Annotated in this window: 15 protein-coding genes; 12 read left to right on the top strand and 3 right to left on the bottom strand. The window is 36.8% G+C overall.

Annotated elements, in window-relative coordinates; all coding sequences use genetic code 11:
• The first annotated feature begins 60 nt into the window (after nucleotides 1-60).
• The 5 genes from fad_RS01535 to fad_RS01555 all read left to right on the top strand — a co-directional run bounded on the left by fad_RS01535 (nucleotide 61) and on the right by fad_RS01555 (nucleotide 6,169).
• Complete coding sequence (locus tag fad_RS01535) at nucleotides 61-1,887, top strand: DNA methyltransferase (RefSeq protein ID WP_081141482.1); 1,827 nt, start codon at nucleotides 61-63, stop codon at nucleotides 1,885-1,887.
• Nucleotides 1,888-1,889: 2 nt separating this feature from the next.
• On the top strand, nucleotides 1,890-2,669 hold the full coding sequence (locus fad_RS01540; protein ID WP_081141484.1) for a TdeIII family type II restriction endonuclease: 780 nt from the start codon (nucleotides 1,890-1,892) through the stop codon (nucleotides 2,667-2,669).
• 178 nt (nucleotides 2,670-2,847) lie between these two features.
• Complete coding sequence (locus fad_RS01545; protein WP_081141485.1) at nucleotides 2,848-3,738, top strand: (Fe-S)-binding protein; 891 nt, start codon at nucleotides 2,848-2,850, stop codon at nucleotides 3,736-3,738.
• Nucleotides 3,735-4,871, top strand: coding sequence for an LUD domain-containing protein (locus fad_RS01550; protein ID WP_081141487.1), 1,137 nt, complete (start codon nucleotides 3,735-3,737; stop codon nucleotides 4,869-4,871). The genes fad_RS01545 and fad_RS01550 overlap by 4 nt, the downstream gene beginning before the upstream one ends.
• 47 nt (nucleotides 4,872-4,918) lie before the next feature.
• Nucleotides 4,919-6,169: an alkaline phosphatase family protein gene (locus tag fad_RS01555; protein ID WP_081141488.1), complete on the top strand. Its 1,251-nt coding sequence runs from the start codon at nucleotides 4,919-4,921 to the stop codon at nucleotides 6,167-6,169.
• Nucleotide 6,170: 1 nt separating this feature from the next.
• Here fad_RS01555 and fad_RS01560 read toward each other — a convergent pair whose 3' ends face one another.
• A complete protein-coding gene (locus fad_RS01560) occupies nucleotides 6,171-8,534 on the bottom strand; it encodes a M1 family metallopeptidase (protein WP_081141496.1) in 2,364 nt (787 codons plus the stop codon).
• Between the two features lie 74 nt (nucleotides 8,535-8,608).
• Between fad_RS01560 and fad_RS01565 the strand changes: the two genes are divergently transcribed.
• The gene (locus fad_RS01565; RefSeq protein WP_081141497.1) at nucleotides 8,609-9,034 is read left to right on the top strand and encodes a hypothetical protein; all 426 of its coding nucleotides are present in this window, start codon (nucleotides 8,609-8,611) and stop codon (nucleotides 9,032-9,034) included.
• Here fad_RS01565 and fad_RS01570 read toward each other — a convergent pair.
• The gene (locus tag fad_RS01570) at nucleotides 9,031-9,495 is read right to left on the bottom strand and encodes a hypothetical protein (RefSeq protein ID WP_081141499.1); all 465 of its coding nucleotides are present in this window, start codon (nucleotides 9,493-9,495) and stop codon (nucleotides 9,031-9,033) included. The genes fad_RS01565 and fad_RS01570 overlap by 4 nt on opposite strands.
• Before the next feature lie 75 nt (nucleotides 9,496-9,570).
• A complete protein-coding gene (gene lipB, locus fad_RS01575) occupies nucleotides 9,571-10,230 on the bottom strand; it encodes a lipoyl(octanoyl) transferase LipB (protein WP_236940585.1) in 660 nt (219 codons plus the stop codon).
• A 151-nt stretch (nucleotides 10,231-10,381) separates the two neighbouring features.
• Here lipB and fad_RS01580 point away from each other — a divergent pair, with 151 nt between their 5' ends.
• The 6 genes from fad_RS01580 (at nucleotide 10,382) to fad_RS01605 (ending at nucleotide 16,578) form a co-directional block, all read left to right on the top strand.
• Complete coding sequence (locus fad_RS01580) at nucleotides 10,382-11,293, top strand: pirin family protein (RefSeq protein WP_009887339.1); 912 nt, start codon at nucleotides 10,382-10,384, stop codon at nucleotides 11,291-11,293.
• Between the two features lie 72 nt (nucleotides 11,294-11,365).
• A complete protein-coding gene (locus tag fad_RS01585; protein WP_009887340.1) occupies nucleotides 11,366-12,202 on the top strand; it encodes an ABC transporter permease in 837 nt (278 codons plus the stop codon).
• Between the two features lie 2 nt (nucleotides 12,203-12,204).
• Nucleotides 12,205-13,119 carry an ABC transporter ATP-binding protein gene (locus tag fad_RS01590; protein WP_081141502.1) on the top strand — a complete coding sequence of 305 codons (915 nt, stop codon included), beginning with the start codon at nucleotides 12,205-12,207 and terminating at the stop codon, nucleotides 13,117-13,119.
• Between the two features lie 17 nt (nucleotides 13,120-13,136).
• Nucleotides 13,137-14,588, top strand: coding sequence for a family 1 glycosylhydrolase (locus tag fad_RS01595; protein WP_155951093.1), 1,452 nt, complete (start codon nucleotides 13,137-13,139; stop codon nucleotides 14,586-14,588).
• A gap of 64 nt (nucleotides 14,589-14,652) precedes the next feature.
• Complete coding sequence (locus fad_RS01600; protein ID WP_081141505.1) at nucleotides 14,653-15,267, top strand: TenA family protein; 615 nt, start codon at nucleotides 14,653-14,655, stop codon at nucleotides 15,265-15,267.
• A 24-nt stretch (nucleotides 15,268-15,291) separates the two neighbouring features.
• Complete coding sequence (locus fad_RS01605) at nucleotides 15,292-16,578, top strand: bifunctional folylpolyglutamate synthase/dihydrofolate synthase (RefSeq protein ID WP_081141506.1); 1,287 nt, start codon at nucleotides 15,292-15,294, stop codon at nucleotides 16,576-16,578.
• Nucleotides 16,579-16,632 lie beyond the last annotated feature (54 nt).

Genomic DNA, 16,632 nt, shown 5'->3' on the forward strand with positions numbered 1-16,632 from the left:
TAGATACATAGATTTGCTACATCAAAAATTTATTATAGTGACTGAAAATGCACTTATTAGATGAATGAGGAGGTAATAGTAAGTAAAAGAGAAGATGGGCGTATTACCGTTTCAGTGCCATACAATCCAGAATATATCGCAAAATTAAAGAAAATTAAAGGTTATCGCTGGCATCCAGAAAGCAAACTTTGGAGTTTTCCCTCTGACAATAGTACTTTGAATGAGATATTAGAGTTGTTTGACAAAAAGGATGTGAATGTGCCATGGCCATTAGAACATGGAAACAGTCTTGAAACCATTCCAGATTCGACTATTGTATTTTTAACTATTAAAGAGGCGGCCGTGTGGGCGTCAAACTATGTAGGAAAAAATGTCACATCTTCTAATATCTCTTACCTTGTTCAATACGGTAGAATTAAAAAAATAAGCCACAATGGAACAACATTTGTAAGAAAGGATGACTTGATAAAGTATTACCAATCATTTAGAGGTAAACGTGAACTTGAGTGGAAAGAACAACTCGGAGATGACCTGAATTGGGCTCTTTCATTTGATTATTTAAGAGAAGCAGACACCACTAAACACGTTCACAGATTACATCCTTATAAAGGGAAATTCATTCCCCAGTTGGTCGAGTATTTTTTGGATGATCATATAGATGATTTCAAGAAGGAGGTGTATTTTAAGAAGGGGGATATTGTATTAGACCCTTTTTGTGGTAGTGGTACAACATTAGTGCAGGCCAATGAATTGGGTATAAATGCAATTGGGATTGATGTTTCTATATTTAACTCGCTGATAAGCAATGTTAAAATTTCCAAATACGACTTTGGTATTTTGAAACTTGAGATAAGCCGAATAACTGAAACGTTGAGGAATTTTATTTCGAAATCCAATGAAATTCAATTTGAACAGAAACTTTCGGAGGCAATGACTAAATTCAATAATCTCTACTTTCCCTCTCCAGAATATAAATATAAATTGCATCGGAATGAGATAAATGAATCAGTTTATGGAAGTGAAAAGGAGGCAGAGTTCTTGCCTGTTTTTAATAGCCTTGTTCGAGAATTTAGAATTCAACTAAAACAGGGAAACAACGGCACATTCCTTGATAAGTGGTATTTACAACCAGTTAGAAGAGAGATAGATTTTACATACGAACTTATAAATAACATTCAGAATAATACAATTAAAGATGTGCTAATGGTTATTTTAAGCAGAACAATTCGTTCTTGCAGAGCAACTACACATGAAGATTTAGCTACCTTAATTGACCCCATAAGTTCGCCATATTATTGCGCTAAACATAAGAAGATTTGTAAGCCCCTGTTTTCTATACTTAGTTGGTGGGAGCGTTACAGTACGGATACTATTGAGAGGTTAGAGCAGTTTAATAAAGTACGTACAAATACGTTTCAATTTTGTCTGACTGGTGATTCTAGAACTTTGGATATTCCCAATAGCTTAAATAGGGATGCACCCGAGTTGGCTGAATTAGTTCAAAACCAGAAAATTAAGGGAATTTTTTCCAGCCCCCCTTATATTGGTTTAATAAATTATCATGAGCAGCATTCCTATGCTTATGAATTATTTGATTTGCCAGAAAATACAGCATCTGAAATAGGAAATATGTCCTTGGGTCAGGGAAGAGAAGCTAGAAACAAGTATGTCATTGATATTTCTAATGTGTTAATAAATTGTAAACAATATCTTGTAGATGACTATGATGTATTTTTGGTGGCGAATGATAAATTTAACTTATACCCTTCAATTGCAAATAAAGCAGATATGAATATAGTAGAACAATTTAAGCGCCCTGTGTTGAATAGAACAGAAAAAGACAAAGGTGCGTATTCAGAGGTTATATTTCATTTGAAGAAGGGATAAAAATGAGTCTAACGGAAATTCAAATAAAAAACGTGGAAAACGTTTTAAGAAATGCTTTACGAAACAAATTTCAGACCTATAAACCAGAAACATCATCTATGCCTTTTCATGTCAGATTGTTGGGAAAAGATCGGTTAGCGTTATATTCTTTTATACATTCACTCAGCACGAATTTTGGAACAAGTATTTTTGAGCCTGTTGCCGTCACTCTGGCAAAGGGTCGTTTTAAAAATGTAAAGTCACACACATCTGTTGGAGATTACATAAGTACACAATCTCAGAATGAGATACAAAGAATTATAGATAATCTGATTACTGCATCTTCATCTCCTAATAAAATAAAAGAGATCGAAGCAATTCGCAAAGTCTGTAAAAGTGGTGATATGGTTAGAGTGAAGCCCACATTAGTGGATTTGTTTCTTGAAGACAAAAATGGAGTTTTTTACTTGTTTGATCTAAAAACAGCAAAGCCAAATATTGGGAATTTCAAAGAATTTAAGAGGACTTTGCTGGAATGGGCTGCAGTAATTCTTGCATCCAATCCCGATTCATATGTAAACACTCTGATAGCCATTCCATATAATCCCTATGAACCAGCCCCTTATAATAGGTGGACTATGAGGGGAATGCTAGACCTGAGTACTGAGTTGAAGGTTGCAGGAGAATTTTGGGATTTTCTGGGAGGTGAAGGTACGTATAAAGAACTGTTAGAATGTTTTGAAAGGGTTGGGATAGAACTAAGATCGGAAGTTGATTCATATTTTGCAAGTTTCAATAAATAAAAGAGCCAATAAAAACTAGTACGATATGGTAGCTCAATAACATACCACAGCGATAATTTTGGTGTATAATAAATGATGAAAATTCTTCTTATACATCTGTACCATTATACCAGTACTTCCCATCAAAAAATAAACATGTTTACAAATAGCTTTATAAAGAACTGCGAATTTTACCTTTATGGAAATTAATAAGCGAAGAATACAAAAAATGAAGGATTTAATTTCACAGAATTTAATGGAAAGCTTCCTGCCCTTTCCACTGGATACAAAACTTTACTCTTCATGGGCTTCAGGGCTCCCGCATGATGGTGAAACCATAATATATACTTCATATATGTACCAGATTTCAGGCATACTTAAACGCTATGAAGAATTGTTTCCCAAAATTTACCGTTTAAATCTACCTAAAAGGTTAATGACCGCATCAAAATTTTTGATAAAGCCAAACAGGGATGAACTTGACAGGTCTTTTAATATACTGAAAAATATAACCTCAATGTTAACAGCACAGGGCTTAAATTTCGGATACTTATACGATGAAGAGCCATATTCAGGAGCCCTGTTGCTGGAATCTGGATTCATTAACGAATATAAAGAGTATGGAAAGAAACTATATAATTTCTTCAAGGAAAGAGGAGTAAAGCAGATTATAACTGTTGACCCGCATACAACAAATGCCTTAAAACGCTATAAAGATTTCATAGACTTTGACATTGATATAAAAAACTACCTGGAGCTGGTTAATTTTAAAGGATCCGGGAATTATGTCATACACGATTCCTGCCTCTATTCACGTGCCATGGGGATGTATGATAATATAAGGGCAAAAATTAAGGATTCTGGAATATCTGCAAGTGAAAACTATCTCGTAACAGGAAAGGACATGGGGAGCTGTTGCGGTGGTCCACTGGCCCTTGTCTCAACTAAAGACAGCGAGGATATATCAAAATCACGTGCTGAGAAATTATTATCTGTCAATGAAAACGTTCTTGTTATGTGCCCGCTATGTTACCAGAATCTATCTCCCTATGTAAATAATATAAAGGACATTGCAGAGGTGGTCTCATGAATTATGAATGGGATGTTGCGGTAAATAAGGCAATTGTAAATAATGCTCCAAGGGTACAGCAAATTCTCGATGATAATCCATACATAAAGGATGTTGCATCAGAATTAAGGAAAACAAAAAACACTGTTCTCGATAATATCGAATCATATATATCAAAAACAGAGGAAAGTGTGAAACGCACAGGCGGGCATTTCCATTATGCAAAGGATAGCAGTGAGGCCATGGATATTGTCCGGGAAATTTTAGGGGAGAAATCAAAAATAGTGCTTTCAAAGTCTAATGTACTTTATGAAATTAAATTGAGAGAAGAGCTTGAAAAGGAAGGAAAGGATATCTGGGAAACTGACCTGGGTGAATACCTTGTCCAGATTAACAACGATATGCCTTCACATCTGGTTGCTCCTGCAATCCATCTTACAAAGGACAAAATAGGCAAATTGCTGCATGAAAACCTTGATAGCACAATAAATGAAAATACATCTCCGGAGGAAATGGTCAGCAGGGTAAGAAAATTTCTCATGGAAAAATATCTCGGCGCTGAAGTAGGGATTACAGGTGCCAATGCTATTGCAGCTGATACCGGTTCTGTCCTGCTCATAGAGAATGAAGGCAACATTAGAATGGATACTGTGCTTCCACAGGTACATATAGCTATAACAGGAATTGATAAAATAGTCCCAACATTGAAGGATGCATTTAATGAAGTGATAGTACAGGCATCCTATGCAGGGTTTTATCCGCCAGCATACATCAATGTTACTTCGGGACCCAGTGCCACAGGCGATATAGAACTTAAACATGTGTCGCCTGCGACCGGACCTAAAGAATTCCATTTAATCGTCCTTGATAACGGGAGGAAGGAGGCTATAGACTCTGATATAAGAGAATCACTCCTGTGCATAAGATGTGGCAGGTGCTATTTTTCATGCCCTTCATACAAGCTTTATGGGAAGGACTTTGGCGATAGCCCATATACGGGACCTACAGGGATTATGTGGTCGGCCATAACAATGAAAAAATATGACAAATCAATGTTATGCATGCATTCTGGAGGCTGTCGTGAAGTATGCCCCATGGATATAAATATCCCGCAGGTCATCGAAAAAATTAAATTCAGGTATATTGAATCCTGAATAATTTTTGCCAGCAAATAATAAATGCAATTCTGCAATATATCCACATGATAAACCATAAACTGGAATACCGCTATAAATCTGATGCACATTTTGTGTACCCGGATTATGATGGATATAATTTCTCAAACATAAATAGTACAATATTATCATTATTCAACATAAAGCACGACGGAAAAGACCTGGATAAGAAGCTGTACAGCAATATATGCGGCACAAAAAAGGTGGTATTTATCTACATCGATGGCCTCGGTTATGATAGCTGGATCAACTATCTGGGAAAATACAGGGCATTTAAGGAAATAAATGAATCAGGCATTGTGTCTCCAATTACCTCCATATTCCCTTCTACCACCGCTGCTGCGAGCAACACAATAAATACCGGGCTTACACCTGCAGAACACGGTTTATTTGAATGGCGCCTGTATATTGACCAGTATGATATGGTTATGAAAAGCCTGCCATTTATTCCCGTGTATAAACAGGACAGGGAAAAATTTATTGAAGCCAATCCGAACCCATCTGTTCTATTTCACGGAAAAACATTTTATGAAACCCTGAAAGAAAACGGTATAAAGTCATATGTAGTTTCACGCTCAGAATTATTAAAGAGCAGCTATAGCCGGATAATGTATTCCGGTGCGAAGGAGAAAAAAAGGTACGATTTTCTTTTTGAAGGGTTTCTCATATTGAAAAAATTGCTGGAAAAGATAAAAGACAATTCATATGTATTTTTTTATATAGAAGAACCTGACAAAATGGAGCATAGATACGGCCCGGGAAGTCCAGAGCACCTGGAATCACTCCATTATATGGCAGGCTTATTTAACAGCCTGTTCGAGAACCTATCCGGGCAGGATATTTCAATAATAATTTCATCCGACCACGGATTTACGCCGGTTAATCATAAAACCTATGTTTCAGGTGTAGAAAACTTAATGTCCACAAAGAATGGAAAAAGAATGCCGGAAACATGGAGTCCACGTGATATGGCAATGTATAGCGAAAATCCGGAAAAACTTAAATTATTTCTTGAAAACCAGCTGAATGGGAAAGCAGATGTGATAACAAAACTAGAACTCCTGGAATCCGGTATACTGGGCAGCAGGAAGGTTGATGAAAAATATGCATCCAGGCTCGGTGATGTTATAGTGCTTCCATATTCCGGAAATACTGTATGGTACAAATATTATGAAGATGATATAATAAAAGATCGTGGGATGCACGGTGGGCTTAGCAGGGAAGAAATGATTATACCATTGGCAACAATAAATTTAAAAGATATAAAAAATTATTAATTTATTTTGTGTTTTTGATTAAATTTTCATAGACTTCAAGGAATTCAAGCCCTTTGTTTATCCCACCAAATAATTCGTCCCTTTTTATGCTGTCTGTGTTTTTCCTCATCTTTTCCGGTTCTTTTACACCGGCATTTCCAATCATGGACTGGACGCACCTGTTGATTCTCAGGGGGCTAAGCTCAAATTTGTACAACATGTCTACTATATCCTTGAGATTGTCTATTATAAACTGCCTTGATGGAGCATTTGAAGCCATTGCAACAAAGAACGAATCCATATCCTGCTTCTTTGCTTTTCCGGATTTGACAAATTCCATAATTGCACGGTGGTTTTTATTGCCTTCAAGTGCGCCAGATGCCGTTATGGCTTTTGTTTTGTCCTCATCATTTTTCGTGTTTGTTATAATATCCGCAAAGTAGCTGAAATCCTGGTTTATCTTTGCCTCAGCAACCAGATATCCAAGCCTGAAATCAGGGTCAACATTTTCGTAGCTGCTGTATTTTTTTAATAATGATTTGCAGAAATCATTATTTATATATGCAAGCTTTGTGTAAAGCCCGGAAAGGGTAATTTTGAAATTAAAATCATCTTTCCTGTTTGCCTCTACATACTCCATTTTGTCCTTTATATAGAAATTGGCCAGGTCCCTGAAATAATTGTTGTCTGTTATTGTATAAAGGTTGAAAAGTTCCTTTGATATCTCATCTATTACTATGTTCTCATTTATTCCATAAAGCTTTTCCAGCCTTCTGACATAGGTTGTTATATTTATTTTTCCTGAAAGCAGGAAGGCATAAAGGTCATTTGCAAGCCCCCATTTCTCCTCTGCTGTAATCTGGGAAAGGTTTCTTGATATATTTTCAAACATGGAATCATCGTATAAAACCCTGTAAAATCCATTATGGTTGAAATTAAGGGATAATATATCGCCATCCAGCTTCATTTCATTTCCTTCCATCAATAACTTTTCCTCACTGGAGAACCGGTTTATAAATAATGGTATTTTCCATGATGAATTTTTATCACCTTCAAGGAAATAGAACTGTTTCTGGGATATTTTAAGTGAATCCCCATCCTTTGCAGTTTCAAGGTATGGATACCCCTTCTGGGAAATCCACTGTTCCATAATGGTTGATATACCCTTGCCAGACTCCTTTTCTATGGCATTCCACAGGTCAGATCCGGATGCATTGCTGTATGAGAATTCTTTTAAATAATTTCTCATGGCCTTCATAAACACATCTTTGCCAACATATGCCTCTATCATTCTCAGGACATTTGATCCTTTGCCATACCTTATTTCATAGGATAATTGTGATATGCTCCTTGGGTCTGTAACATCAGCATTTATTGGATGGGAATTTTTTAGTGCATCCATGGTATAGGCACCATCTGTCTGATCCAGAAGAAAATCTCCGAAGAATTTCCAATCGGGATTTGTGCTATCTACTGTCTTGAAGGCAAAGAATGTAGCAAAGCTCTCATTAAGCCAGAGGTCATTCCACCACTTCATTGTTACCAGGTCACCGAACCACATATGGACAAGTTCGTGTGTGATGACTTCTGCAGTCCTTTTGTAGCTTCTGCTAGTTGTTGATTTATCTATGTTCAACAAAATTTCCCTGAATGTTATCGCTCCCCAGTTTTCCATTGCACCTGCGGCAAATTCAGGCACCGATATGAGGTTCAACTTTGGAAGCATGTAATCTATGCCTGTGTAGTTTTCAAGATACTCAAGGGACTTTTTGGCACAATCAATCGGATACCTTGACTCTGTCAAGTGCCCTTTCATTGCCGTTAAAGCCAATCTTTTTCCCCTGTATTTATCCTCCATCTCATCGAAGTGGCCCACACCCAAATAAACAAGATATGTAGCCATTACCGGTGTTTGTTCGAACTGCACAACCTTTTTGCTGTTTTCAAGTGTTTCGAACTTTACCGGCATATTTGATATTGCCTGGAGATCTTTGTCTATTGCCATTGTTATATCAAACGTCGCCTTATAATTTGGATTATCTATGCATGGAAATGCCCTTCTGGCATCAGATTCCTCGAACTGTGTGGACAGTATGTATTCCTTTTCAGTGCCTGCAACATAAAATCCCTTCAACCCTCTGTCATTATCAGATGAAAACTGCACTTCTGCAACTATATCTCCACCATCTGTGGGGAATGTAACTCCATCTTCTCCAGCTTCAAATTTAACATCCGATCCGTTAACTTTTATTTTATGTATATCTATTTTATTTAAATCAAGTGTTATCTTTTTCTCTGCATCTGTAATTTTTATTTTCTCAATGCCACTATACTTCTTCCCGGAAAAATCAATATCCAGTTTTATGTTATAATTAACAACTCTCATACTACTTTATATGCTAAGGTTTAATAAATTTTTTTAGCCGAACATTCTAAATAATAAAAATTGATTACTGAATAATGGATCAAAAATATAGCTTCGCCTATCTGGGCATAACAGCTATCATGGCTTTACTGTTCATACAGTTTATACTTGGAATGTATGTTAACCTGTATGTTTCATTCCCGCCTTTAAATAACGTGTCGCACCTCGCTGGCAACAGCTTTCCCTCTAATTATATAGTAGTAATGGTACATATGATGTTCGGGTTCCTTATACTTATAGTTGCCTTTATACTCCTGCTGTTAAGTGTTAAAATAAGGAATTCAAAGCTTGTTTTATCCAGCGCAATTTCTTTAGTATTTGTAATAGTGGCTGGCATATCAGGTTTATTATTCCTGTTCAACGAAGCTAATTTATATTCCCTGATTATGGCTGTTTCATTTATAATAATAGTATTGTCAGAATTTTATTATCTATATGTTATAAAAGTCTCACAAAATTAATTTTTTAAAAGATCGGAAGACCTTTTATATAATATGTCACGCATCAAAAGGAGAGCACGGAAATTTTCAGGATTAAACCTTCCGGAAAAGCCCTCTTTTCTGGATACAAGCCTGTAATAATACATTACTTCTATTGTTTTTCTGCAGGCCCTGAAAGCAACGTGGGCTGCCCTGTTTTCAGATGACAGTATCTTATAATCATTTGCCCATCCCCTTTCACCTTCGATTTTTTCAAGAAAACTGAAATCGGCTGCTTTTTCACCTGTTATTATATAATTTTCAAGTGATTTTATAAGTTCAACCATTTTTTTATATTCTTCCATATGTGGTTCATCAACCTTCATTAGCCTGTCCAGCAACTCAGCAAGGTCATATTCTTTCATAAAATACATCTGTATGCCTGAATCGTAGTCTTCTTCTTTCTTGCTTACCATGCACTGAAATTTAGGAAATTCTGTCATAATTTATTATGAAGGCAATCAATATATATTTTGCTCAAAATGATAAAATATAAATTTCATTACGGTACCATTATTTTACTCCGTAACCGTATCTCCTATAGATGTATAACGTTCACAATCTTCAATTTCAAAATTCTTTTTTGTTATATCTATAAATTTTTCCTTTACAGAGTTGAAATCATTTTTGATTCCGGAAATATTATCCATTGAAGTCATAATATCCGGGGAAAAATTGCAGGGGTTTATTACATTGAATTTTTTCAGGTCAGTAGATATATTCAAACCCATTCCATGCATCGTTGTAAACCTGTCTATTCCTATGCCTATGGAACAGATTTTTTTATCGCCTACCCATACACCGGTTTTTTCATTTAACATGGGTTTCCCATCTATGCCATAAGCTTCCAGCAGGCTTATTATAGAATCCTGTATAATTTTAATTAGCCCCAGGGCGTTAATATTCCTTCTTTTCATGTTAACTATATAATACGCTACAAGCTGTCCGGGGCCATGATATGTCATATATCCTCCCCTGTTAACCTTTATCGCGTTTGAGAGGTCCCCACTGTAATGGGACCCTGCAGTGTACACATCCGGGTGCTGGAGGAAGATAAAAACATCACCGCTTATCCCTTCATTAACCAGTGCATGCATTTTTTTCTGGAAATTCAATGCCTCAATATAACCAACAATTCCCGGGTCGTATATTCTTTCTACTGGCTTCTTTTCCTCCATTACACTCGAATTCATTCTTTAAAGTTATACATTTCTATGTTTTCAATCCGGCAAATATCTGAAAAACAGTAAAAAATTGTGTAATTTCAGGGTATATAAAAGTATAGCAAAAGAATTTAAATCACTGTGTATTAGTTATATGGTGAAACAAATGGAACATGATTTTAAAATTATTGATTACATAATAAAGGGGAATGAAACACATGACGGTGCAGGTGTGAAGCTAAAACGTATTTTTGGTGGTCCGAATACCGTTCAATTGACAGACCCATTTCTGCTTCTTGACCACTTCGGGTCAGATCGCATAGAAGATTATATTGCAGGATTTCCATGGCATCCACACAGGGGAATAGAGACAATAACTTACCTGCTTTCTGGAAAAGTAGAACACAGGGACAGCACAGACCACCGTGGAACAATATACCCTGATGAACTTCAGTGGATGACCGCAGGTAGCGGCATATTCCATGAAGAAATGCCAAAACCACTTGATGAAAAAAACCCTGAGGAACTGATAAAGGCATACGGAATGCCCACTCTTGTTTCAGGATTCCAGCTGTGGCTTAATTTACCTGCTAAGTATAAAATGTCTACTCCCGCTTACCGCAGCATCAAGGGCAGTGAAGTTCCTAAAATTGAAATTGACGGTGCAACATTAAAAATTATAGCAGGAGAATATAACAAAGTATCTGGCATGTACAATTCACAGTACGGCATCGACCCGCTATACCTCGATATTACAATGGATGAGGACTCAGATTTTGTTTATAGGGTTAAAGATGGATACACATCACTGATATTTTCTATAACAGGAGAAGGAATATCTAACGGCCAGAAACTTGAACCTGATACTGCCGCAATAATGTCCAGAAATGGTAATTTCATAAAAATTCATACAGGAAATTCAAAATACCGCTTTATCCTTCTATCCGGAAAACCATTGAATGAACCTATTAAGTGGTATGGGCCAATAGTAATGAATACAGATGAACAGATACGTGAGGCTATAAGCGACCTGAATAACAATAATTTTGTCCGTGAAAAGAATCCCATAGTAGAATAAGTTATTCTGTAAGAATTATATATCTATTCTATTTTTAGATAAGAATTAAATATCCTGTTGCAATGGTATGACATGGAAAATGATAGCGATGCCAATCAGTATATGATATCACTGAAATATCAGTTTAAATCATACCTGCGGACAAAAAGATTCCTGGGGTTGATTTTATTTACAACAATAATATCCATAGGTATTACTGCTTTAATGCTTCATGATGAATACTCAATGCTCAAAGCCGGAACTCCTTTATTATACTTTTATAAGTACCTTTCAGGATTTTCGGCTGATCTGGTTGTAATTATAGGTGCATTCTTCGGTGGGGATATTATTTCCACAGATACCGGCACAAATGCCGCATACTACACACTTGTGCAGCCTGTAAGGAGATCCATATTATTTGTAGGTAGATTTACTGCTGCCTTAATATCTTCATTTATAATAGTGCTGGTTTACTTCGTAGTTGGCGTTGGCAGTTCCCTTTACCTTTATGGAAAGGTAACACCGGTTATATTTGAAAGCCTTGGAATACTCGTATTATTCCTGGCAGCTGCAATTGCATTTGCATCACTGTTCTCAGGTATATTTAAAGGGCAATCAAGCGGGATTATTGTTTCAGTATTATTGCTCTTTATAGGATTCCCTATAATAGATGAATTTGTAGGCAGTATCGGTGGCATAGACCCGCTATTTTCACTTAACTTTGCCGGTGAAATCATGTACCTTATCTTTGAAAAACCATACCCTGCGGTTAAGGCATCAGGCAGTGGTTTTGGCCCTGGTGCTGGTGCAGGTGCATTTTACACCTTCAGCCCGACAGTGATGCAGGGGCTTGGCGTGCTTATTGCATACATAATAATATGCGGGATAATTGCGATAATATTGTACTCAAGGAGGCAAATAGAGGGATAAATATGGAAATAACATTCAATAAAGTTACAAAGAAATACCATAAATTTATGGCACTCGATGATGTTTCATTCAATTACCGTGACCATGGGGCTATTGGATATCTCGGGCCAAACGGCGCTGGAAAGACCACAACCCTTAAGGTTATGACAAATCTCCTCCGCCCGTCTGAAGGGCATGCGGAATTAAATGGCATAGACGTAAATAAATATCCAAAGAAAGCACTGGCAAATGTTGGCTCTATGATAGAAACGCCAACTCCATATCCATTTCTTACTGTGAAAGAATCAATGCAATTTGTTGGTGAATTAAGAGGAATAGATAAAAAAACAATCAATTCAAAGATAGATGAATTCTATGATGCATTGAAATTGCCACCATTGACATCGAAAATGGGCCAGCTATCCAAAGGTCAGAGGCAAAGGGCAGTGTTTGCATCTGTATTAATATCTGATCCAGATGTAGTTATACTTGATGAACCCACCAGCGGGCTTGATCCATTTGAAAGAAAGATATTCCGGGATTTTATACTGGAATTGAAAAAAACCAAACTGGTCTTCTTTTCATCACATATACTTTCAGAGGTTTCAGAAACCTGTGACGATGTGATTTTTATTAATCATGGCAAGATACTGAAACAGGGTAAAATTGATGAGATAGCCCAGGAGTTTAACACCAATGCCGTCTCTATAGAATTCCTCAAACCCTTAGATAACAATATGATAAAAAACATTCGGTCACTGGGAAGCGGTGTATTAAAGACAGATGGGAAATACGCCGTAATTAAATTTTCAGGGAAGGAAGATGAAAGGGCACAGATACTGGAGAATGCAATAAAACTTGCACCAATTATTTCATATACTTCGTATGGTTCTGACCTGGAATCAGCATACCTGTCAATTCTGGGTGAGAAATCCTAACTTTAGTGGTGGAGTCAATGCTCAGGAAATTTCCGGATAATTTCATGTTCGGTACCGCGACAAGCCCATTTCAGGTGGAAATGGGCAGATCAGATAATTCTATATCTTCAGAGAGCGACTGGTATAAATGGTCACATGATAGTAATATAATACAGAAAACCTATGTAAGCGGAGATTTCCCGGACGATGGCCCGGATTTCTGGAATAATTATAAAAGATTCATCGATGCTTCTATTGATATGGGAAATAATTCCATAAGAATTGGCATAGATTGGGCCAGAATATTCAAAACATCAACTGAAAGTGTGGATGCAGTTGCAAGCAAAAACGAAAAGGGTGATGTTTATGCAATGTCATTCCCTGATAACTTTATCCAGAGAATGGATTCCATTGCGGATAATGATGCTGTAAAACATTATGCTGAAATAATGGAATACATAAAGGCAAGAAATTTAAAGCTTATTTTAACAGCATACCACTGGCCTTTGCCAATATGGTTGCATGACCCTGTAAAATGCAACCAGGATTTTGCAAATTGCAGGGAAAAAGGATGGGCAGACAAAGCCACAGTAGAGGAATTCGGCAAATACACTTATTATCTTTATAATAAATTTCACAGATATGTGGATATTTGGAATACACTGAATGAACCGAACATAATAGCTATTAATGGCTATGTTTATGGCAATCTGGAGGGATTTCCTCCTGGATTGTCTAACTTTTCAATAGCTGTATCCGTTATGAGGAACCTCGCCTACGCACATAATATAGCGTATAAAATTATCAAGGCACTTGATCATTCCTCACAGGTCGGGATCAATGTAGCTGTCCCATATTTCCAGCCTGAAATGGATACACCGGAAAACAGGTTCATTGTAAATTATGTTAAACACATTTTTTATGACCTGTACCTCAATTCTGCCCTGTACGGAAACTTTGACAATTCCCTATCTGGAATTTTTAATGAATCACGGCCCTCTGAATTTGCAGGTACAGATTTTATAGGAATAGATTATTACAGCAGGATAAGGGTAAGATATGTGGACAACGACAATGTTGACCTGAGGTATAGATTTGCCTTTTTGCCCTGCAGCAAGTGCTCGGATAATTACTGGGATATATTTCCTGAAGGCATACGCAATGTTTCGAGGTCAGTATTCAACCATTACAGAAAACCTGTTATGATACTGGAAAATGGGGTTGCGGATGCAGAAGGATCATTGCGCAAAGAATTCATAGAAAAACATCTTATAGAGCTACATAAGGCCATTAAGGAAGATTATATACCTGTAAAAGGATATTTCCACTGGTCTATAGTGGATAACTATGAATGGGCCAGGGGTTATAAGGACAAATTCGGGCTTTATAAAATCAATAATGGAGAATTCGTGAAAACGGAAGCCTCTGAATTTTATAGCAAAATATGCCACGATCATGGTGTGGAAGATAGCGATTTTAAAACTTATTAGCTAAATGAAATCCAGAGAGAATGCATAAAGGTTAAAAATATATAATAAAGCTATATACTATTATATGTATCTACGAAGCTATTTAAATTCACCGGAAGTAATGGAATTAATAGATCATATAGTGCATTCTGATTTTGTAAAATCCATGAAAGATGGAACTATAGAGGATGAACGATTCAGGTATTACTTAAAGCAGGATCATATATATCTAAAATATTATAAAGCAGCAGGAGACGTTATAGGGAAAAATACCGGTGATGATAATATCAGGGAACTCTACAATGAAATTGGCAGCGAAGAGCCAGAATTTCACAGGAACATGTTAAAGCAATTTGGAATAGATGAGGCCGGAATAAAAGAATCTGAAATAAACTATACAACATATTCTTACATAAATCACCTTTTACGGTGGTCAAAAGACTCTTCTATTAACGGGATGCTATCCATGTTCCCATGCCAGTGGTCTTACGGTTATATTGCGGAAGCAACTGCAGCACCCTCAGAAAAATATCTATTCTGGTTTGATTTTTACCGGTCAAAAGATTACAGGTCAATAACTGATAAATATCTTGAAATATTGCAAAAAGAACCTTTAAGCACATATCAGGAACAGATTATCAAATTTGGCCTGGAGTATGAATTAAATTACTGGAAAGAATGCTATATCGAAATAAAATAAATAGTGGTTTACCATTCACATCTAATGATAAACGGGGCACTGGATTACCTGTATAACCTCAAACGGGAAGGCATTAAACTGGACCTGACTGCAACTCAGGATTTCGCCAGCCATGTGGGCAATCCACAGTCTAAATTTAAGACGATACACATAGCAGGAACAAATGGTAAAGGTTCCATAGCATCATATGTGTATAATATACTCCGGCAAAAGTATAAAACAGGAATGTACACATCCCCGCATTTGCTTGATTTCAACGAAAGAATAATACTTGATTTAAATATGATTCCCGATAGTTATATTATTGATTTTATGAACTCAAACCGCGATTATATAGAAAATCTTGCAACCGTATATAGAAATCCCACATTTTTTGAAACCACAACAGTAATGGCATTCAAATATTTTGCTGACAATAATGCTGACTACGCGGCGATTGAAGTCGGACTAGGTGGGAGGCTGGATTCTACCAATATAATTAACCCGGAAGTAAGCGTCATTGCACAGATAGGGTATGAACATTATCAGAGGCTGGGCTGTTCACTAACTTCAATAGCCCACGAAAAGGGTGGAATAATCAAAAATGGAAAACCGGTTGTACTGCTGGATAATAAACCCGAAGTTGTGGCAGAGATTACTAAAATTGCCAGTGTAAGGAATTCAAAGCTTGTAAAAATTTCAGATTATTGCTCTATAACGGATCTTAAATTCAATCTTGACGGCATGTCTTTTAAGCTCCAGACACCCGTAGAGGAATATCATATCACCACATCAAACCTCGGATTATTCCAGCTCGGCAATATCAGCACAGCAGTAGCAAGCATGGAACTTCTGCCGGAAGGGTCCCCCGGTAAAAAATCCATAGAAAAAGGTATAAGGGAAAGTAGATGGCCATCCAGGTTTGAGGTAATAAGCAGGGAACCACTGGTAATAATGGACTCATCACATAACCCTCCCGCAGCACACGCACTAGTAGAGACCTTCTCAAACTTTGTAACGCAAAAGCCGGTACTGTTGATAGGAATGCTTGATGACAAGGATTATTTCTCCTATATGTCAATATTAAGAAAACTTTCAGACAGTGTAATTTTAACCACACCGGATGAACCATCCCGTTCACTGGATCCGGATGCCCTGGCAGCTGGCATAGGACATATGTTTCCTTCTATCAGAATAATTAAGGACCCAGTTGAGGCGTATAATTTTGCAATTCAGAATTATAGCTGTGTTCTGGTAACAGGTTCAATGTATCTTGTAGGCATGTTAAAAAAGTATCTGGGTTCGTCTGTCAGACCGTTTAACATGGATTAATCTATCGGTAAAATAGTAGGTAACAAACCAGGTTAAAAAACCTATTTGTATGTA

Origin of the sequence: Ferroplasma acidiphilum (genome assembly GCF_002078355.1) — an archaeon.
Lineage (GTDB): Archaea > Thermoplasmatota > Thermoplasmata > Thermoplasmatales > Thermoplasmataceae > Ferroplasma > Ferroplasma acidiphilum.

Bases quoted from the DNA above. Each gene is read 5' to 3' on its own strand.
- fad_RS01535 (WP_081141482.1), top strand. From the start codon at position 61: ATGAATGAGGAGGTAATAGTAAGTAAAAGAGAAGATGGGCGTATTACC.
- fad_RS01540 (WP_081141484.1), top strand. From the start codon at position 1,890: ATGAGTCTAACGGAAATTCAAATAAAAAACGTGGAAAACGTTTTAAGA.
- fad_RS01545 (WP_081141485.1), top strand. From the start codon at position 2,848: ATGGAAATTAATAAGCGAAGAATACAAAAAATGAAGGATTTAATTTCA.
- fad_RS01550 (WP_081141487.1), top strand. From the start codon at position 3,735: ATGAATTATGAATGGGATGTTGCGGTAAATAAGGCAATTGTAAATAAT.
- fad_RS01555 (WP_081141488.1), top strand. From the start codon at position 4,919: ATGATAAACCATAAACTGGAATACCGCTATAAATCTGATGCACATTTT.
- fad_RS01560 (WP_081141496.1), bottom strand. From the start codon at position 8,534: ATGAGAGTTGTTAATTATAACATAAAACTGGATATTGATTTTTCCGGG.
- fad_RS01565 (WP_081141497.1), top strand. From the start codon at position 8,609: ATGGATCAAAAATATAGCTTCGCCTATCTGGGCATAACAGCTATCATG.
- fad_RS01570 (WP_081141499.1), bottom strand. From the start codon at position 9,495: ATGACAGAATTTCCTAAATTTCAGTGCATGGTAAGCAAGAAAGAAGAA.
- lipB (WP_236940585.1), bottom strand. From the start codon at position 10,230: ATGGAGGAAAAGAAGCCAGTAGAAAGAATATACGACCCGGGAATTGTT.
- fad_RS01580 (WP_009887339.1), top strand. From the start codon at position 10,382: ATGGAACATGATTTTAAAATTATTGATTACATAATAAAGGGGAATGAA.
- fad_RS01585 (WP_009887340.1), top strand. From the start codon at position 11,366: ATGGAAAATGATAGCGATGCCAATCAGTATATGATATCACTGAAATAT.
- fad_RS01590 (WP_081141502.1), top strand. From the start codon at position 12,205: ATGGAAATAACATTCAATAAAGTTACAAAGAAATACCATAAATTTATG.
- fad_RS01595 (WP_155951093.1), top strand. From the start codon at position 13,137: ATGCTCAGGAAATTTCCGGATAATTTCATGTTCGGTACCGCGACAAGC.
- fad_RS01600 (WP_081141505.1), top strand. From the start codon at position 14,653: ATGTATCTACGAAGCTATTTAAATTCACCGGAAGTAATGGAATTAATA.
- fad_RS01605 (WP_081141506.1), top strand. From the start codon at position 15,292: ATGATAAACGGGGCACTGGATTACCTGTATAACCTCAAACGGGAAGGC.